The organism is Streptomyces sp. WAC07094 (assembly GCF_036320405.1).
Lineage (GTDB): Bacteria > Actinomycetota > Actinomycetes > Streptomycetales > Streptomycetaceae > Streptomyces > Streptomyces lannensis.
Window position 1 is genome coordinate 2,276,086 of the sequence record NZ_JAVMJZ010000001.1, and the last position, 19,231, is coordinate 2,295,316.

The 19,231-nt window shown below is 71.3% G+C and carries 15 protein-coding genes and 1 riboswitch; of the genes, 5 read left to right on the plus strand and 10 right to left on the minus strand.

From position 1 onward, the window contains the following. Nucleotides 1–340: 340 nt before the first annotated feature. Nucleotides 341–1,378, plus strand: coding sequence for a septation protein SepH (sepH, locus tag RCR19_RS09955; RefSeq protein WP_331264814.1), 1,038 nt, complete (start codon nt 341–343; stop codon nt 1,376–1,378). A 56-nt stretch (nt 1,379–1,434) separates the two neighbouring features. Here the strand turns inward: sepH and RCR19_RS09960 are convergent, their stop codons facing one another. Continuing rightward, entirely contained in the window at nt 1,435–2,286 is an 852-nt protein-coding gene (locus tag RCR19_RS09960; RefSeq protein ID WP_331264815.1) for a sulfurtransferase, read from the minus strand. Between the two features lie 323 nt (nt 2,287–2,609). Here RCR19_RS09960 and RCR19_RS09965 point away from each other — a divergent pair, with 323 nt between their 5' ends. Beyond that, nucleotides 2,610–3,413, plus strand: a complete 804-nt coding sequence (locus tag RCR19_RS09965; RefSeq protein WP_331264816.1) for a VOC family protein — start codon at nt 2,610–2,612, stop codon at nt 3,411–3,413. 24 nt (nt 3,414–3,437) lie between these two features. Here the strand turns inward: RCR19_RS09965 and RCR19_RS09970 are convergent, their stop codons facing one another. The 4 genes from RCR19_RS09970 to RCR19_RS09985 form a co-directional block, all read right to left on the minus strand. Further along, complete coding sequence (locus RCR19_RS09970; protein WP_331264817.1) at nt 3,438–4,088, minus strand: thymidine kinase; 651 nt, start codon at nt 4,086–4,088, stop codon at nt 3,438–3,440. A 76-nt stretch (nt 4,089–4,164) separates the two neighbouring features. Continuing rightward, nucleotides 4,165–5,355 (minus strand): nucleotide pyrophosphatase/phosphodiesterase family protein, encoded by a 1,191-nt coding sequence (locus RCR19_RS09975; protein ID WP_331264818.1) that lies wholly within the window; start codon nt 5,353–5,355, stop codon nt 4,165–4,167. Next, the gene (locus tag RCR19_RS09980; protein WP_220291985.1) at nt 5,355–5,951 is read right to left on the minus strand and encodes a DUF5998 family protein; all 597 of its coding nucleotides are present in this window, start codon (nt 5,949–5,951) and stop codon (nt 5,355–5,357) included. The genes RCR19_RS09975 and RCR19_RS09980 overlap by 1 nt, the downstream gene beginning before the upstream one ends. Nucleotides 5,952–5,992: 41 nt before the next feature. Beyond that, nucleotides 5,993–8,797 (minus strand): GNAT family N-acetyltransferase, encoded by a 2,805-nt coding sequence (locus tag RCR19_RS09985; protein WP_331264819.1) that lies wholly within the window; start codon nt 8,795–8,797, stop codon nt 5,993–5,995. 155 nt (nt 8,798–8,952) lie between these two features. Here RCR19_RS09985 and RCR19_RS09990 point away from each other — a divergent pair, with 155 nt between their 5' ends. Next, entirely contained in the window at nt 8,953–9,234 is a 282-nt protein-coding gene (locus RCR19_RS09990; protein ID WP_059132130.1) for an HPr family phosphocarrier protein, read from the plus strand. Nucleotides 9,235–9,470: 236 nt separating this feature from the next. On the opposite strand, the gene RCR19_RS09995 is transcribed toward RCR19_RS09990, so the two are convergent. The 4 genes from RCR19_RS09995 to RCR19_RS10010 form a co-directional block, all read right to left on the minus strand. Further along, nucleotides 9,471–10,157: a GntR family transcriptional regulator gene (locus tag RCR19_RS09995; protein WP_331264820.1), complete on the minus strand. Its 687-nt coding sequence runs from the start codon at nt 10,155–10,157 to the stop codon at nt 9,471–9,473. A 222-nt stretch (nt 10,158–10,379) separates the two neighbouring features. Further along, on the minus strand, nt 10,380–11,132 hold the full coding sequence (locus RCR19_RS10000) for a M23 family metallopeptidase (protein ID WP_331264821.1): 753 nt from the start codon (nt 11,130–11,132) through the stop codon (nt 10,380–10,382). 13 nt (nt 11,133–11,145) lie between these two features. Next, nucleotides 11,146–11,356, minus strand: a riboswitch (cyclic di-AMP (ydaO/yuaA leader). Between the two features lie 268 nt (nt 11,357–11,624). Further along, nucleotides 11,625–13,013 (minus strand): pitrilysin family protein, encoded by a 1,389-nt coding sequence (locus RCR19_RS10005; RefSeq protein ID WP_331264822.1) that lies wholly within the window; start codon nt 13,011–13,013, stop codon nt 11,625–11,627. Continuing rightward, a complete protein-coding gene (locus RCR19_RS10010; RefSeq protein ID WP_331264823.1) occupies nt 13,010–14,362 on the minus strand; it encodes a pitrilysin family protein in 1,353 nt (450 codons plus the stop codon). Before RCR19_RS10010 ends, RCR19_RS10005 begins: the two co-directional genes overlap by 4 nt. A gap of 334 nt (nt 14,363–14,696) precedes the next feature. Here RCR19_RS10010 and RCR19_RS10015 point away from each other — a divergent pair, with 334 nt between their 5' ends. After that, nucleotides 14,697–17,153 carry a DNA topoisomerase IV subunit A gene (locus RCR19_RS10015; RefSeq protein WP_331264824.1) on the plus strand — a complete coding sequence of 819 codons (2,457 nt, stop codon included), beginning with the start codon at nt 14,697–14,699 and terminating at the stop codon, nt 17,151–17,153. Between the two features lies 1 nt (nt 17,154). Here RCR19_RS10015 and RCR19_RS10020 read toward each other — a convergent pair whose 3' ends face one another. Beyond that, the gene (locus RCR19_RS10020) at nt 17,155–18,240 is read right to left on the minus strand and encodes a GTP-binding protein (protein ID WP_331264825.1); all 1,086 of its coding nucleotides are present in this window, start codon (nt 18,238–18,240) and stop codon (nt 17,155–17,157) included. 370 nt (nt 18,241–18,610) lie between these two features. Here RCR19_RS10020 and RCR19_RS10025 point away from each other — a divergent pair, with 370 nt between their 5' ends. Further along, complete coding sequence (locus RCR19_RS10025; RefSeq protein WP_331264826.1) at nt 18,611–19,135, plus strand: DUF6082 family protein; 525 nt, start codon at nt 18,611–18,613, stop codon at nt 19,133–19,135. Nucleotides 19,136–19,231 lie beyond the last annotated feature (96 nt).

A 19,231-nucleotide genomic window follows, 5' to 3' on the forward strand; every position in this document is an offset into this window, starting at 1 on the left:
CAACGGGCGACCAACTCGCACCCCTTGCCAGAAGTTGGGCGGCGTGCCGATCCACTTCCGTGGCCCGAATGGAGTACTGTTGCGAGCCCTGGGTCCGGTCTCCCGCCAGGGCGTCCAGGGCCTAGCTGGACCGTTTGGAGGGGGCTAGTTGCACAGGGTGACGGAGTTGGTCACTTAGCGTTGCGAATAGGTAACCGTGCCATAACGGCGTTCCAGGGCCCGTGCCCGACACGCCGGGCAACTCGGCAAGGTTGTGGCAGGCTGCACCCGGGCAGGCCACACTCGACTAGCGGAAGCAGCGACGCACGTGACGTCGGCAGGCACCACCCGGGAGGTCCCCATGCCCGAACTGCGTGTCGTGGCCGTCTCCAATGACGGCACACGGCTGGTGCTGAAGGCTGCGGACAGCACGGAGTACACGCTTGCGATCGACGAACGGCTCCGCGCCGCCGTGCGCGGCGACCGTCCCCGCCTCGGCCAGATCGAGATCGAGGTGGAGAGCCATCTCCGCCCCCGAGACATCCAGGCGCGCATACGTGCCGGTGCGTCCGCCGAAGAGGTGGCGCAGCTCGCCGGGATCCCCGTCGACCGCGTCCGCCGCTTCGAGGGACCCGTCCTCGCCGAGCGCGCCTTCATGGCCGAGCGGGCCCGCAAGACGCCCGTGCGCCGGCCCGGTGAGAACGCCGGTCCCCAACTCGGCGAGGCGGTCCAGGAGCGGCTGCTGCTCCGCGGCGCCCAGAAGGACACCGTTCAGTGGGACTCCTGGCGCCGCGACGACGGCACCTGGGAGGTTCTCCTCGTCTACCGCGTGGCGGGCGAGACGCACTCCGCCAGTTGGACGTACGACCCGCCCCGGCGACTCGTCCAGGCCGTCGACGACGAGGCCCGCTCGCTGATCGGCGAGTCCGACGATCTCGCGGCGTCCGAGCCGAGTCATCCCTTCGTACCGAGGATCGCGCGGCTGCCGCGTGAGGGCCGGATGGACCGCGCCCTCGAACGCCAGGCGGAGCGCCCCGTGCTTCCGGCGCAGTCCTCGGAGCCCGCGGAGGAGAGCACCGGGGAGCGGGACTCGCTCACCAGCCTCCTCGAAGCGGTGCCGAGCTTCCGCGGCGACCTGGTGGTGCCCGAGCGTCCGGCGGAACCGCAGGAGGAACCCGCCCAGGAGCCCGCGACGGAGGAGCCTCCCGCTCCCGCGGCCTCGGCCGGTTCGGCCTACGCGGACGTCCTCATGCCGCGCACGGTCGGCAGCCACCGTGACCGTCTGGTCGGCGCGACGGACCGGCAGGCGGAGGCGGACGGTGTCCGCCCGGGCCGCAGGGCCGCGGTCCCGAGCTGGGACGAGATCGTGTTCGGAACACGGCGCAAGAAGCAGGAGTAGCAGAGAGTCGGACGAGCGGCGGGGTCCACGCGAGGGCGTGGACCCCGCCCTCGTGTTCACTGGGGGTCTGCGCCCACCGCGACCGGACGGCTGTCGTCCGCCGACCACTCCGACCACGACCCCGCATAGAGCGCGGCCCCGATTCCCGCGATCGTGAGCGCCAGCACCTCGTGTGCGGCGGAGACACCCGATCCGCAGTAGACACCGACCTCGGTGCCCTCCGTGACACCCAGCGACTCGAAGCGCCGGGCAAGTTCGACGGCGGGCAGGAAGCGCCCGCCCTCGGTCACGTTCTCCGTCGTCGGCGCCGACACGGCGCCGGGGATGTGGCCGCCCACCCGGTCGATCGGCTCCACCTCGCCCCGGTAGCGTTCGCCGGCCCGGGCGTCCAGGAGCAGCCCGGTACGGGCGACCGCGGCGGCGCCGTCGGCGTCCAGCAGCGGGAGCCCGCCCGGTACGGGCCGGAAGTCGCCGGGGACGGGCTCCTCGACGCCGATGGCAAGCGGCCCCTCCCACGCGGCCAGTCCGCCGTCGAGCACGCGGACGTCCGGGTGCCCCGTCCAGCGCAGCATCCACCATGCCCGCGCCGCGGCCCATCCCTGACCGCCGTCGTACACCACGACCGGCGCGTCCGAGACCACGCCCGCGGCCCGCATCGCCGCTCCGAAATGCTCCAGGGTGGGCAGCGGATGCCGGCCGGCGGGCCCGGGCGGGCCTGCGAGATCGGCGTCCAAGTCCACGAACACGGCGCCCGGAATGTGCCCCGCCGCGTGGGCGGCACGCCCGTCGAAGGGAGGAGCGCCGGCCGCTGCCGCAGCGGTCAGCTGCCAACGGACGTCCAAGAGCGTCGGCGGCCGGGACGCCGCCAAGTCGCTCGCGAGTTCGGATGCGGAGATGATGGCTTTCATGGCCCCCATCCTCGCGCACGGGGTGGCCGAGTCGCCGAGGTCCGGTTACCCTGCTCCGCCGGACAGGTCCGTTCACCCGGTGTACGGGAGCGGGTACATGCTGTACAGCTGATGGTCAACACACGTCAATCGCGCCGAAACGGACGAGAAACCTTACTCCGGGCATCCTCCGACCGTACGGCGCCGCGACACGAGCGGCCGGAGGGCGGGGTGCGACCGGCGGTGTGGACATCGGCACGGATCGTGCCGATGCGGGTACGCGGCGCAACAGCGCGCAGGCGGAGGCCGAACGGCCGCCACAAGGGGCCGAGGAGAGAGTGACCATGACCGAGGCACGGGGGTCGGCGGGCCTGACCGGCACGACACACGAGAGGCACGCACCCGGCACGCCGTGCTGGGTGAGTCTGATGGTGCACGGTATGACCGCGACCCAGGAGTTCTACCACGCGCTCTTCGGCTGGGAGTTCCAGCCCGGACCCCAACCGCTGGGGCCCTACGTCCGGGCGCTGCTGAACGGCTACGAGGTGGCCGGTATCGGCCAGCTGCCCCTGGACCGCCATCTGCCGATCGCCTGGACCCCGTATCTCGGATCGGACGACGTGGACGCGATGGCCGAGCAGGTGCGCAGCTGCGGGGGGACCGTGGGCGTCGGCCCGCTGGACGCGGCCGAGGCCGGCCGGCTGGCGATCGCCTGCGACCCGATGGGCGCGGTCTTCGGCATCTGGCAGGCGGCCGACCACCTCGGCACGGGTCTGACGGGCGTGCCCGGCACCCCGGTCTGGAACGAGCTGATCACCTACGACACGGCGAGTGTCGCCACGTTCTACCGGACGGTCTTCGGCTATACCGAGGAACCGGTCGTCTCGCCCGACTTCGACTACGTCACCCTCCACACCGAGGGCCGTCCCGTCGCCGGCATCCATGGCGTCGGGCTTGATCTGCCCCGGGACCGGGGGGCGCATTGGATGACGTATTTCCAGGTCAGCGACGCGGACAAGACCGCCGACCGGGTCGTCGAACTGGGCGGCCATGTCGTGCGGGCGCAGTGCAACACGGCCCTGGGCCGCATGATCACGGTGGCGGACCCCGAGGGCGCGACGTTCTCCGTGGTCAGCCCGCTCGGCTGAGCCTCCGGGTGAACCGGTGAGGCGTCAGGTGGACCCCACGGGCAGGACGTCCGGGGACAGCGCCGCCGCACGGGCGGAGGCGGCCGTCATTCGGCGGCGGTGGTGACGACGGCACAGCACCTCGTAGCCGATCTCGTCCGCGGAGTGGTTCACATCCCCCACGACCACCTGGGCGCCCTCGACCACCATCTCCCCACCGACCGTACGGGCGTTGTGGGTGGCCCGGGCGCCGCACCAGCACAGGGCCTCCACCTGGAGGACCTCGACCCGGTCCGCCAGCTCCACGAGTCGCTGAGACCCGGGGAAGAGCTTGCTGCGGAAGTCGGTCGTGATGCCGAAGGCGTAGACGTCCAGCCCCAGATCGTCGACCACACGGGCGAGTTGGTCGATCTGCACCGGCGCGAGGAACTGCGCCTCGTCCGCGATCACATAGTCGGCGCGACCGCCCTGCGAGAGATGGTCCACGACGTACACGTACAGGTCCTGCCCGTCCGCCACCTCCACCGCGTCCCTGACCAGACCGAGCCGCGAGGAGAGCTTTCCCTCGCCCGCCCGGTCGTCGCGCGTGAAGATGATGCCCTGCAGGCCGCGCGCCGAGCGGTTGTGCTCGATCTGGAGAGCCAGCGTCGACTTCCCGCAGTCCATCGTTCCGGAGAAGAACACCAGCTCGGGCATGAGGGGATGAGGACCTTTCGGGTCAGGACGTGCGGATCTCGGGGAGCGTACCGGGCGCGGGGACGTGCGCCGCGACTCAGGTACGTACTTGGAGCAAGGGCACCAGCTGTTCCACGGGCGTCATCGAGCCGTGGTTGCCGACCATCGCCGACTCCTTCGGCTCCCGCTCCGACGCGATGATGAGGACGTCGTCATGGGCCGCCGCGACCACGTCGCCGATGCGCGGGTACACCCGTTCGTCGATGTGCGGACCGAACCAGCCCGCCGCGATCGCCTCGTCCCGCGAGGCCACCCAGAACTGCTCGCCGAGCACCTCGCGCCAGCAGGTCACCACGTCGTTCTCGGCACCCGGCACGGCGTACACATGGCGGGCACGGCCCTCACCGCCCAGCAGGGCGACTCCGGCGCGCAGTTCCCAGTCCTCGTCGAAGTCGATGCGGTGCCGCTCGTCGAAGGGGATGTCGAGCATGCCGTGGTCGGCGGTGACGTACAGAGCGGTGCGCGGCGGCAGCTGTTCGGCGAGCCGCTGGACCAGCCGGTCGACGTACATGAGCTGGCCCCGCCAGGCGTCCGAGTCGACGCCGAAGCGGTGTCCGGCGCCGTCGAGTTCCGCGTAGTACGTGTAGACCAACGCCCGGTCGCCCGCCGCGAGTTGTTCCGCCGCGAGGTCCATGCGGTCCTCGCCCGTCAGCCGCCCGAGGAACTTTCCGCCGCTGAGCGCGACCTTGGTCAGCGGGGTGTTCTCGAAGGCCGGGGAGGAGACCTGGGCGGTGTGCACACCCGCCTCGTGGGCCAGCTGGAAGACGGTGGGGTAGGGCTGCCAGAGGCGCGGCGAGGTCCAGGGCTGCCAGCGGAGCTGGTTCATCAGCTCCCCGGTGTCCGGGTTGCGCGCGGTGTAGCCGGGCAGACCGTGCGCGCCGGGCGGCAGCCCCGTTCCGACCGAGGCGAGCGAGGTCGCGGTGGTCGCCGGGTAGCCCGCCGTGATCGGCCGGCCGGTGCCGCCGCGCGAGGACGCCAGGAGCGAGGTGAGGAAGGGCGCGTCGTCGGGGTGCGCCAGCAGTTGCTCCCACCCGAGACCGTCGACCAGGAACACACAGTTGCGGTCGGCGGCGGTCAGCTCCGGTATGGCGGCGGCCTGACCCGGGACCCCCATGCCCGCGGCCAAGGTGGGCAGGAGGTCGGCCAGTGAGCCGGTGCCGTACTCGGGGAGCGGCGCGGAGCCGGCGGCGAGCGGTTCCGGGTGGTCGTCCCAGGTGGTCAGAGCCATCAGCCGGCGAGATCCGCGGTCGCCTCGGAGAGGGACTGCGCGAAGGCGAGCGCCTGGCGCACCGTCTCCGGGCCGTCGCCGGTCTCGCTGACGCGCAGGCTGAGGTCGTCGGCGGTCGAGTTGCCGGTGTAGCCGTGGTCCGCCTCGCAGTTGGGGTCGCCGCAGGCCGCGGGTTCCAGGTCGATGCGGGAGACGGCGCCCCACCCGATCGTCAGGACGACCTCGCGCGGAAGCGTGCCGGGCGCGTACGACTCCGGATTGGCGACCACGCGGCTGACGACGACCGACGAGATCCGGCCGAGCTTCACCGATTCCGTGGACGTCGTCGCGTACGGCGTCGGGGAGGTGTCGTCGGCGGCCTGTTCGTCGGTGTGGCTGACGATGAAGCGGTTGCCGGTGAGCACCAGCACGGTCACATGGCGGCGCACCTCGTTCGCGTCGAACGTGGTCTCCTGATGGACCAGGTACGACCGGATGGGCTCGCCGCCCACGGCCGCTTCCACCGCCTCGGCAACGAGAGCCGGGTAGTAGCCGCTGCGCTCGATCGCCGCCCGCAGCCCCTGGGTCGTCGTACTGGTCTTGGCCATGACGTCCATCCTACGGGGGCGCACTGACTGCGAGGCACGCTCGGCGCCGCTCAGTACACCGGCAGCGTCCTCGGGCCGAGATCGTCGCGGGCGGGCGGCGGTGCGAGCCGCACGGTCGCACCGAGCACGCTCAGACCGTGCGGGGCGACCACGACCGGTTCCAGGGTGACGGCGACGACCTCCGGGTGGTCGTCGACCAGCCTGGACACACGCAGCATCAGCTCCTCGAGGGCGGGAGTGTCCACGGGGGCGGAACCGCGCCAGCCGAACAGGAGCGGGGCCGTCCGGATCGAGCGCACCTGGGAGGCGGCGTCGCGGTCCGTGACCGGGATCAGCCGGTGCGCGGTGTCGCCGAGGAGCTGCGAGGCGGCCCCGGCGAGCCCGAAGGAGAGCACGGCACCGGCCGCCGGATCGATGACGGCCTGTACGAAGGTGTCGACGCCACGGGGCGCCATGCCCTGGACCACCGGCCGCAGCTCCTGCGGCCGGCCGAACAGTCCGGTCAACTCGGTGTAGGCCCGACGCAGTTGCTCCTCATCGGCGAGGTCGAGACGAACACCGCCCAGATCGGCGCGATGCCGCAGGTGCGGGGCCGTGGCCTTGAGGGCCACGGGGTAGCCGATCTCCCGGGCGGCCTCCACGGCGGCCTCGGGCGTCGCGGCGGGCAGCGCCCTGCGCACATGGACGCCGTACCGCGTGAGCAGGTCGCAGGTCTCGTCGGCGCCGAGCGTCAGCCCCTCCCCACGGGCGAGCAGCCCGTGGATCAGCTCTGCGGCGCCCTTCTCGTCCACGTCGTCGTACTCGGGCACCTTGCCGGGGTCGGTGGCCTCGCGCCGCCACTGCGCGTACTTGACCGCCTCGGCCAGAGCCCGGACGGCACGCTCGGCGGCTGGAAAGGCGGGGATGAGGCGGGCCTCCTCCGGAGCCGGTGCCGCGGCGGGGGGCGGATCCGCCGGACGCGGGAGGTCGCCGCGCTGCGCCTGGGGTGACGTGCTGGTCGCCGCGGACAGCGCCTCCGCTATCCCGCCCAGCTCCACGTGCACCACGAGCACCGGCTTGGCAGGGGCGGCGGCCGCCGCGGAACGCAGCGCCCGCGCCAGGGCGGCGTCACCGGGCGAGGACTCGCCGACCGCCGGGATCACGGTCACCACGACGGCGTCGCACGCGTCGTCGGCCAGTGCCGCGGCCAGTGCACGGTGGAAGTCCTCGGCCGAGGCGGCCGTCGTCAGGTCGAGCAGCGGCAACGGGCGCAGCCCCTCGGCCAGACACGCGTCGTAGGTCAGCATTCCCAGCGACTCGGAGTTCCCGACGATCGCCACCCGCGGTCCGGCGGGCAGCGGCTGCCTGGCCAGCAGCAGCCCCGCGTCCACCAGTTCCGTGATGGTGTCCACCCGGATGACGCCGGCCTGCCGCAGCAGCGCGGACACCGTGGCGTGCGGCAGACGCGTGGCCCGTACGGCGTGCCCCTGGGGGGCGCCTCCGTGTCGCGCGCCCTGCACCACGACCAGTGGCTTGGCGGCCGCCGTGCGCCGCGCCAGCCGGTTGAACTTGCGCGGGTTGCCGATGGTCTCCAGGTACATCAGGGCGACATCGGTGTCGGGGTCCTCGTACCAGTACTGGAGGACGTCGTTGCCGGACACGTCCGCTCGGTTCCCGGAGGAGACGAAGGTCGACACGCCGGTGACCCCCGTGACGCCTCCTCCGCGCCGGTGCAGCCGTGAGAGCAGGGCGATCCCGATGGCGCCGGACTGCGCGAACAGGCCTATGCGCCCCGGACGCGGCATCTCGGGTGCGAGGGAGGCGTTCAGCCTGACCCCGGGTGAGGTGTTGATGATCCCGAAGGTGTTCGGCCCGATGATCCGCATGCCGTACGAGCGCGCCTGCCGCACCAGCTCCCGCTGCCGCTCGCGGCCCTCGGGGCCGCTCTCGGCGTATCCGGCGGAGATGACCACGAGCCCCTGGACCCCGTGCTCGCCGCACTCGGCGACGACCTCCGGCACGTGCTCGGCCGGGACCGCGACGACGGCGAGGTCGACCGGCTCGGCGATGTCCCGTACGGAGCGGTGGGCCGGCACCCCGTCGAGTTCCTTGCGGTCCTCGGGCAGCGCCTTGTTCACCGCGTACAGGCGGCCGGTGAACCCGCCGCTCCGGAGGTTGTCCAGGACGCCGCGGCCCACTCCCCCGGGCGTGCGGCCGGTGCCGATCACGGCGACCGCGCCGGGCGCGAGCAGCCGCTGCACGGACCGGGCCTCGGCCCGCTGCTCCCGGGCACGCTGCACCGCGAGCGACCGGTCGGTGGGCTCCAGATCGAATTCCAGGCGTACGACGCCGTCCTCGAAGCTGCGCTTCTGCTGGTACCCGGCGTCCGTGAACACCTTGATCATCTTGTTGTTGGCCGGCAGCACCTCGGCGGCGAACCTGCGGATCCCGCGCTCCCGGGCCACCGCGGCGATGTGCTCCAGGAGGGCCGACGCGACGCCACGCCCCTGGTGGGCGTCCTGCACCAGAAAGGCGACCTCGGCCTCGTCCGCGGGCGAGGACGCGGGCCTCCCGCCGGCGCCAATGCGGTCATAACGTACAGTTGCAATGAATTCGCCGCCGATCGTCGCGGCGAGTCCCACCCGGTCCACGAAGTCGTGGTGCGTGAAGCGGTGGACGTCCTTGGCGGACAGACGAGGGTACGGCGCGAAGAAGCGGTAGTACTTCGACTCGTCCGAGACCTGCTCGTAGAAGCTCACGAGGCGCTCGGCGTCATCGACTGTGATGGGCCTGATGCGTGCGGTGCCGCCGTCGCGCAGCACCACGTCGGCCTCCCAGTGGGCGGGGTACTCGTGCCGATCCGACGCGGTCTGCATGCGCCCCAGAGTAAGGCTCGCATCGGACAGGGGCGCGAGGCAGGCCGAGGGAACCGAGCCGGGGCCGGCGGGACGGACCGCCGCCCCTTCCTGGGCACGCTTCACCTGTGGAACACTGGTCTAGACAACCTGAAACACCTGAAGGGCAGCATCACATGGCTGAGCGCCGCGTCAACGTCGGCTGGGCCGAGGGTCTCCACGCCCGCCCCGCCTCCATCTTCGTCCGGGCAGCCACGGCCTCCGGGATCCCCGTGACCATCGCCAAGGCGGGCAGCGACCCGGTCAACGCCAGGTCCATGCTGGCCGTCCTCGGCCTCGGCGCCCAGGGCGGCGAGGAGATCGTGCTCGCCTCCGACGCGGAAGGCGCCGACGCCGCACTCGACCGCCTGGCCAAGCTGGTGGCGGAGGGTCTCGAGGAGCTTCCCGAGACCGTCTGACCCTTCGGGTACCACCACGCGGCGGAGCCGCGTCCGCCATGCGGGCGGACGCGGCTCCGCGCATTTCCGGCCGTCGAGAGCGACCCGCTCCGCGTTCGCGCGGGAATTCCGGAGCCCATGGAAAAACCCCGCACGGCACGGAAAATCGCACGCACCGGTTTTCCCGCGCATGCGAGAACAAGCGCAGCGGAAAACAAATCTCGGCCCGATATCCCTCTTTGTATACGGTGCCCGTGTTAATGCCGTAGCCCCGACATGTTTACGGCATGTTGCGAGGTCCTCACACCGCTCACGGACCCGGGAAGGCGAAGCCGGCGCGCCGCGGTCGCACGCTCGGTGTGCACCGCCATGACGGCCCGCGCCCGCTCGCCGTCCCCGCGGGCGACCGCATCCACGATGCCGCCGTGCTCCGCCCAGGACTCCACGGGGCTCAGCGGCGCCTCGACCGTGTACATCCAGGCGATCTTGTGCCGCAACTGGGCGAGCGTGGACGTCAGCGCGGGGCTCCCGCAGGCCTGTGCGAGCGTCTCGTGGAACCAGCCGCCCAGGGAGCGCAGGTCCTCGCTGCCGCCCGTCCTGGCCCGCTCCTGGCCCAGCCTGACCAGACCGCGCAGCACCTTGAGATGGGCCTCCGAGCGGCGCTGGGCGGCCTTCGCGGCGCCGAGCGGCTCGAGCAGCATCCGCATGTCCAGCAGATCCGCGCCCTCCTGCTCGGTGGGCTCCGCCACACACGCGCCCGCGTGCCTGCGGGTGACGACGAAGCCCTCGGCCTCCAGCGTCCGCAGCGCCTCCCGCACGGGGACGCGGGAGACTCCGTACCGGCGCGCGAGAAGCTCCTCGGTGAGCCGGCTGCCGCGCTCGTGGACACCGGAGACGATGTCGTCACGGATCGCCGTGCATACCGAGTGCGCCGGAATACGCATGTCCGACCTCCGCCTTAATCACCGCGAAACGTCGTCGACTGACGTGTGTTCACCCGACTCTATTGCAGCGCTTCGCAATTTCCGACGGCGGGCCGGAATCCATGGATATTTTTTGGACAGACAGTCGTTCGAAACGAGGACGGCCCCGGCTCGGGAGCCGGGGCCGTCCTCGTTTCATGTGCGCCTCCAGGAAGCGGATCGCCGGACCCCGAAGGCGGATCGTCAGACGTTCACACCGTGAGCGCGCAGATACGCGACGGGGTCCATGTCCGAGCCGTACTCCGGGGACGTACGGGCCTCGAAGTGGAGGTGCGGCCCGGTGACGTTGCCGGTGGCCCCGGAGAGGGCTATCTGCTGGCCGGGAGTGACCCGCTGGCCCGCGGAGACCCCGATGGACGACAGATGGCCGTACTGCGTGTAGGTGCCGTCGTTCATCCTGATGACGATCTGGTTGCCGTACGCACCGCCCCAGCCCGTCTCGACGACCGTGCCGGAGCCGACCGCGTGCACGGGCGTGCCGCCGGCGGCGTGGAAGTCGATGCCGGTGTGCGAACCGGAGGACCACAGGGAGCCGCCTGTCCTGTACCCGGTGGAGACGTAGGAGTGGAAGACCGGCGCCACGAAGGCGTTCAGGCGCCGGCGCTCGGCCTCACGGGCGGCGCGTACCTTGGCCGCGCGCTCCTGTGCCGCCTTCTCCGCGGCACGCTTGCGGGCGGCCTCCTCGGCCTTCTTCAGCTCGGCCGCCTGCTTCTGCGCGGCGGCCTGGGCGTCGATCTTCGCGGCGACCTCGTCGCCCATGCTGACGGCCCGGATCAGTCCGGTCTGCTCGACAGGGGTGCCGGCGGCGAACGCCGGAGCTGCCAGGGCACCGATGACGCCGGTGGTGGTGAGCGCGGCGACGCCCACGGCGTTCGTGGTCGTGCGCTTCACGCGGCTCGGACGGCGGTGCTTCCCGGTGGCGCAGGTGAACGCCATGTGTGTGGCTGGTCCTTTCCTTCCCTCTCGCCTACCGGGTTAGCTGACGGGTTCGGAGCAGGAAGGTCTCCTACGGGCTGCGCGCCCGATTCACCCCAGGGATCGGGCCCGCTCCGGCCACAAGGACGGCGGCAGCGGGCCCCTCCGGCCACGAAGGCGGCACAGGAGGGTGGGTCCCCGGCTCCCCTGGCTCGCGCCGTACGGGGACTCGGCGATGGCTGTCCGGTGCCGCGGATGCGGCGCAGTGCCTGACGGACAGCCCGGATGACGCTAAGAGGGCCCTGTTTCGATCGGCAAACCGATCAGAGGGTTTGTAGCGCATCCCACAGGGCAGAGCGGCCGTCTCTGTGGCAATACGGACAAAGCCCAAGAGGCGGGGCCCCGGTGACCGAAATCACCGGGGCCCGCACCGAAGCCGCGCCCGACGTGCGAGGCGACTTCAACGGCTTCCCGCGCGCACGGATTTTGCTCCTGCGGGCGCGGGGCGTCCGCCTACTCGGCCGCCACCACGCTCACTTCGCCGATTCCGAGCGCCTTGACGGGTTCCTCGATCTGCGCGGCGTCGCCCACCAGCACGGTCACCAGCCGGTTCACCGGGAACGCGTTCACGACGGCTGCCGTGGCCTCCACCGTGCCCGTCGCGGCAAGCGCCTGATACAGCGTCGCCTGGTAGTCGTCCGGAAGGTGCTGCTCCACCTGGTCGGCGAGCGAGCTCGCGACCGCGGCCGCGGTCTCGAACTTGAGCGGTGCCACTCCCACGAGGTTCTGCACCGCGACATCGCGCTCCGCGTCGGTCAGACCCTCGGCCGCGAGCGTGCGGAGCACCTTCCAGAGGTCGTCCAGCGCCGGTCCCGTGTTCGGAGTGTCGACGGAGCCGCTGATGGCGAGCATCGCCGCACCCGTGCCGTCCGGCGCGGACCGCAGCACCTGGCCGAACGCGCGCACTCCGTAGGTGTAGCCCTTCTCCTCGCGCAGGACCCGGTCCAGGCGGGAGGTGAGGGTGCCGCCCAGGCAGTACGTGCCGAGCACCTGAGCGGGCCACACACGATCGTGGCGGTCGGCACCGATGCGGCCGATCAGCAGCTGCGTCTGAACGGCTCCGGGACGGTCCACGATGATCACGCGGCCGGTGTCGTCGGCCGTCACCGGGGGGACGGGGCGGGGTGCGGCCGGCGAGCCCGTCCAGGCGCCGAGCGTCTCGCCGAGGAGCTCGTCGAGGTCGATGCCGGTCAGATCGCCGACCACGACGGCGGTGGCCGTCGCCGGGCGCACATGGCGCTCGTAGAAGGCGCGGACCGCGGCGGAGTCGATGTCCTCGACCGTCGCCTCGGTGCCCTGGCGCGGACGCGACATGCGCGAGGACGACGGGAACAGCTCCTTGGAGAGCTCCTTGGCGGCGCGGCGGGCCGGGTTGGCCATCTCGTGCGGGATCTCGTCGAGGCGGTTGCGCACCAGGCGCTCCACCTCGCTGTCCGCGAACGCCGGCGCCCTGAGCGCGTCGGCCAGCAGCCCGAGCGCCTTGGCCAGGCGGGAGACCGGCACCTCGAGGGAGAGCCGGACGCCGGGGTGGTCGGCGTGCGCGTCGAGGGTGGCGCCGCAGCGCTCCAGCTCGGCGGCGAACTCCTCGGCGGAGTGCTTGTCGGTGCCCTCGGAGAAGGCGCGCGCCATGATCGTGGCGACGCCGTCGAGACCGGCGGGCTCGGCGTCCAGCGGCGCGTCGAGGAGTACCTCGACGGCGACCACCTGCTGGCCGGGGCGGTGGCAGCGCAGCACGGTCAGGCCGTTGTCGAGCGTCGCACGCTCGGGCGCCGGGAACGCCCAGGGCTTGGCCTCGCCGGCCTGGGGCTGCGGGTGGAACTGCATGGTCGCAAGCTCGGTCACTTCGCCGACTCCTCGTTCTCGTCGGTGGTCTCGGCGGTCTCCGGGGCCTCGGCCGGCTCGTACACGAGCACGGCGCGGTTGTCGGGGCGCAGCCGGGCCTTGGCGACCTCCTGCACCTCCTCGGGCGTGATCTCGAGCACGCGCCGGACGGCGGTCAGGGCCAGCTGCGGGTCACCGAACAGGACGGCGTACCGGCAAAGTTCGTCGGCGCGGCCCGCGACCGTGCCGAGCCGGTCCAGCCACTCGCGCTCCAACTGGGCCTGGGCGCGCTCCATTTCCTCCGCCGTGGGTCCCTCCTCGGCGAACCGGGCGAGCTCCTCGTCGATCGCGGCCTCGATGACCGGCACCTCGACGTCGCCCGAGGTCTTCACGTCCAGCCAGCCCAGGGACGGCGCCCCGGCCAGCCGCAGCAGGCCGAACCCGGCCGCGACGGCGGTACGGTCGCGGCGCACCAGCCGGTTGTAGAGGCGGGAGGACTCCCCGCCGCCGAGGACGGTGAGCGCCAGGTCCGCCGCGTCGCACGTCCGCGTGCCGTCCTCCGGCAGCCGGTAGGCGGCCATCAGGGCGCGTGCCGGAACCTCCTCCTCGATCACCTCGCGCAGCTCCCGGCCCATGACCTCGGGCAGCGACCCGTCGCGCGGCTCGGGCTTGCCGTCGTGGGACGCGATGGACCCGAAGTACTTCTCGATCCAGGCGAGCGTCCGCTCGGGGTCGATGTCGCCGACGACGGACAGGACCGCGTTGTTGGGCGCGTAGTACGTGCGGAAGAAGGCGCGCGCGTCCTCCAGCGTGGCCGCGTCCAGGTCCGCCATCGACCCGATCGGCGTGTGGTGGTACGGGTGGCCCTCCGGATAGGCGAGCGCCGTCAGCCGCTCGAAGGCGGTGCCGTAGGGGACGTTGTCGTAGCGCTGGCGGCGCTCGTTCTTCACGACGTCCCGCTGGTTCTCCATGGACTCGTCGTCGAGCGCGGCGAGCAGCGAGCCCATGCGGTCGGCCTCGAGCCAGAGGGCGAGCTCCAGCTGATGGGCCGGCATGGTCTCGAAGTAGTTCGTGCGCTCGAAGCTGGTGGTGCCGTTCAGCGACCCGCCGGCGCCCTGCACCAGCTCGAAGTGGCCGTTCCCCTTGACCTGGGCGGAGCCCTGGAACATCAGGTGCTCGAAGAGGTGGGCGAGACCGGTCCGGCCCGCGACCTCGTGGCGCGAGCCGACGTCGTACCAGAGGCACACCGCCGCGACCGGGGTCAGATGGTCCTCGGAGAGCACCACGCGCAGCCCGTTGGCCAGGCGGTGCTCGGTCGCTGTCAGGCCCCCGGAGCCTGCCTCGGCTGTGGCCGTGTGACCCATGGGCATGTACGTCCCTTCGCTCGCGGAAGCCGTCGCGGAAAACCGCGGTTTCCTGCCGGTGCTGTCACTGTATGCAAGCGCGCGCGCAAGTGGACAAGTTCCCGGGCGGCGTACGCCCAGAGCGAGACCGTGATTACGGGAGGTGGACGACGGAACGCCCGGTTGACGCGCTCGGCACGCGCACCGAGCGAACCCCCGCGACGGCGTCGCCGGGACCGCCTTCGCCCGCGCCGAAAGGCCTTGAGGACGGGTACTGGTCGGCGTTGTCACCGCGGCAGTCCACAATGGTCGGCGTCAGACACGTCCATGCCCAGCACAGACTGTGAAGGAGCCGGCAGCAATGGCCCGCCGCAGCACGAAGACCCCGCCGCCCGACGACGCGTACGAGGAGAAGATCCTCGACATCGACGTCGTGGACGAAATGCAGGGCTCCTTCCTGGAGTACGCGTACTCGGTGATCTACTCCCGGGCCCTGCCGGACGCGCGCGACGGCCTCAAGCCGGTGCACCGCCGGATCGTCTACCAGATGAACGAGATGGGCGTTCGCCCCGACCGCGGCTATGTGAAGTGCGCCCGTGTCGTCGGCGAGGTCATGGGTAAGCTGCACCCGCACGGTGACGCGTCGATCTACGACGCCCTGGTGCGCATGGCCCAGCCCTTCTCGATGCGCGTGCCCCTGGTCGACGGCCACGGCAACTTCGGCTCGCTCGGGAACGACGACCCGCCGGCCGCCATGCGGTACACCGAATGCCGCATGGCCGAGGCGACAGGCCTGATGACCGAGTCGATCGACGAGGACACGGTCGACTTCGTCCCCAACTACGACGGCCAGGAGCGGGAGCCCGAGGCCCTGCCGGCCGCCTTCCCGAACCTCCTGGTGAACGGCGCGTCGGGCATCGCCGTCGGTATGGCCACGAACATGCCGCCGCACAACCTCGGCGAGGTCATCGCGGCCGCCCGCCACCTGATCCGCCACCCGAACGCGGATCTCGACACCCTGATGAGGCACGTCCCCGGGCCCGATCTGCCCACCGGCGGCCGGATCGTCGGCCTCGCCGGCGTCCGGGACGCCTACGAGACGGGCCGGGGCACTTTCAAGATCCGCGCCACGGTGTCGGTGGAGACCGTGACCGCCCGCCGCAAGGGCCTGGTCGTCACCGAGCTGCCCTTCACGGTCGGCCCGGAGAAGGTGATCGCCAAGATCAAGGACCTGGTCGGCTCGAAGAAGCTCCAGGGCATCGCCGACGTCAAGGACCTCACCGACCGTGAGCACGGCCTGCGCCTGGTGATCGAGATCAAGAACGGCTTCGTGCCTGAGGCGGTCCTGGAGCAGCTCTACAAGCTGACGCCGATGGAGGAGTCCTTCGGCATCAACAACGTCGCACTGGTCGACGGTCAGCCGCTCACCCTGGGCCTCAAGGAGCTGCTCGAGGTCTACCTCGACCACCGCTTCGACGTCGTCCGCCGGCGCTCGGAGTTCCGCCGCAGCAAGCGGCGCGACCGGCTCCACCTCGTCGAGGGTCTGCTCACGGCGCTGGTGGACATCGACGAGGTCATCCGCCTGATCCGGTCCAGCGACAACTCGGCGCAGGCCAAGGAGCGCCTGATGCGGCGCTTCTCGCTGAGCGAGGTCCAGACGCAGTACATCCTCGACACCCCGCTGCGCCGCCTCACCAAGTACGACCGCATCGAGCTGGAGGCGGAGAAGGACCGGCTCAACGCCGAGATCGCTGAGCTGACGCGGATCCTGGACTCGGACGCCGAGCTGCGCAAGCTGGTCTCCGCCGAACTGGCCACCGTGGCCAAGAAGTTCGGCACCGAGCGGCGCACGGTGCTGCTGGAGTCCTCCGGCACCCCTGCGCCGACGGTCCCGCTCCAGGTCGAGGACGCCCCGTGCCGGGTGCTGATGTCCTCGACGGGCCTGCTGGCCCGCACGGCGGACGGCGACCCGTTCGCGGAGGACACCGAGGACAGGCGCGCGAAGCACGACGTGATCGTCTCCGCCGTCCCGGCGACGGCCCGCGGCGAGGTGGGCGCGGTGACGTCCGGCGGGCGGCTGCTGCGGCTGAATGTGATCGACCTTCCGCAGCTGCCGGAGACGGCGGCGCGGCCGAGCCTGTCCGGCGGCGCTCCCGTCTCGGAGTTCGTCTCCCTGGAGGCGAACGAGACGGTGGTCTGCCTGACGACGCTGGACGAGTCCTCCCAGGGCCTCGCCATCGGCACGGCACAGGGAGTCGTCAAGCGTGTGGTCCCCGACTACCCGTCCAACAAGGAGGAGTTGGAGGTCATCACGCTCAGGGAGGGCGATCGCATCGTCGGCGCGGTCGAACTGCGCACGGGCGAGGAGGACCTGGTCTTCATCACGGACGACGCGCAGTTGCTGCGTTTCCCCGCCTCCCAGGTACGCGCCCAGGGCCGGCCGGCCGGCGGTATGGCGGGCATCAAGCTGACGGACGGCGCCAAGGTGATCTCTTTCACGGCCGTGGACCCGGCCGCGGAAGCGGTCGTCTTCACGGTCGCCGGTTCGCGCGGCACGCTGGACGACTCGGTCCAGACCACCGCCAAGATGACGGCGTTCGATCAGTACCCGCGCAAGGGCCGCGCCACGGGCGGTGTGCGCTGCCAGCGGTTCCTGAAGGGCGAGGACTGCCTGTCCTTCGCCTGGGCCGGCCCGACGCCCGCCCGGGCCGCGCAGAAGAACGGCACACCGGCCGAGCTGCCCGAGCTCGACCCGCGACGCGACGGCTCGGGTGTGTCCCTGGCGAAGACGATCGCGGCGGTGGCGGGACCGATGTGATTCAGTCCTCGAGGTCACCGGGGCTCGCAGGAGCCTCGGTCTCCTCGTCCCGCACATAGCGCAGGACGCCCCACATGCCGTGCTCGTCGGTGTGTGGGGCGTCGTCCGTGCAGCCCTGAAGCTCCTTGCGCAGAGCCGTGGTGTTGATGCCGGAACCGATGAGCACGAGCTGGGTGAGCCGCTCGGCACCGGCCTCCCACGCCTCCGGGCGGAATCGCAGGAACCGCCCCACGGCATGCACCGCGTACCGGTTGCGCGGGTCGGCGGCGCCGAAGTCGACGTATCCCTTGATCCGGTAGAGGCCCTCCGGCCTGCTGTCGAGGAACTCCAGCAGCCGCCGCGAATGCATGGGCACGTCGGAGCGGAAGGAGAGGCTGTCGTATCCGGCGTGCAGATGGGCGTGGTGGGAGCTCTCCGCACCGTGCTCGTGGTCGTGCCGGGGGAGGTCGTCGAACGACAGCTGCCCGATCCGCTCCTCGGCCGGCCGGCAGTCGAAGAGGAGCTCCGGGTCGATGCGCCCGTACGCGGCAGGGACGACGGCGGCGCGGTCGGCGAGGGACCGCACGGTCCCCAGGACCTGGTCGCTGTCCTCGGCGCGATCCGTCTTGTTGACGACGACAAGATCGGCGAGGGCGAGATGACGGTCCAGCTCGGGGTGCTTCTGGCGGGTGGCGGCGAACTCCACCGCGTCGACGACCTCCACGAGTCCGCCGTAGACCACCCGCGGATGCTCGACGGCCAGCACCATGCGGACCAGCTCCTGCGGTTCGGCGAGGCCGCTCGCCTCGATGACGATGACGTCGATGCCGGCGGACGGCCGGGCCAGACGCTCGAGGTAGGTGTCGAGTTCGCCGGCGTCCACGGCGCAGCAGAGGCATCCGTTGCCGAGCGAGACGGTGGAGTCGCCGAGCGCTCCCGCGACGGCCATGGCATCGATCTCGATGTCCCCGAAGTCGTTGACGACGGCGCCGATGCGGCTGCCTCCGCTGTGGTGGAGGAGATGGTTGAGCAGCGTGGTCTTGCCCGAACCCAGGAATCCGGCGAGGACGACGACGGGGATCTGCTGCGGACTCGACGACCGGCTCAACGTACGCCCCTTCTTCCACCGACAGGTGCGCCGGATCGCGTACCGGCGGTGCACGAGGACGGCTCATGGACCGGCTCGCACCGGAAGGGGGGCCGCACTCGTACGCGGACTGAATGCCGAATCAGGATACGAGCGAGGGGAAACCCTGCGAAGTGAACGATTGTTAGCGGCGCTCGCGGGGCACACGTTTGGCATGGCGCCGGGAAACGCGACCCGCACTTCCCTCCGTGCGCCTCCTCTCCGCCTCCCCGCCGATCAGAGCCGCTCGGCACCCTGGGAGACGGCAAGCGCGCCGCCCATCGCTCGCCGGTCCCCTCCAGCAGACCCGCATCCGACGACCGGCGGACGGTCGCCTGATTCGGGGGTTGACATGACCACACAGAGGCACGGGACATGGGGGCCTGCCGCCGCCACCGCGGCAGGACTCGCGTTCGGGGCGGCGGCTCTCGCGTTCCTCAGCCGACAGCAGCGCAGGTCCGTCGAGCTGCAATTGCAGGTCGAGCAGCAACGTATGCACTTCCATCTGCTGAGCAAGGCCATCGACGATCCCGAGCTCGCGGCCGTCATGAGCACCGTCGATCTGCGCAGCCGACCGGCCACGGAACAGCCCGGACTGCGGCGGCAGTACCTCTTCGCGAACGCGCTGTACGCGCACGCCCTGAAGAGCTACCTCGCAGGCTATGTCAACTGGCAGGAACTGCACGGACACCTTCGAGTGCTCTGCCAGAACCCCATGATCCGGGATTACTGGGAAGCCACGCGACACCACCGCGACAGCCTCGACCACGCTTCGACCGAGGCTCGTGTGGGCCGGATGATGGACGGCATCGTGCAGGATCTCGAGGACGCCGACACGGATGAGTGGTGGGTCGTGGGCGAACCGCCCGAGGAGTAACCCATTCGGAGTCAACGCAGGCCCGAATGAGTCCAGTTGGGCTAGTGGGGTGTTAACGCATCGGGAGCATCAAAAGGCTAACCTGACCACACCGTT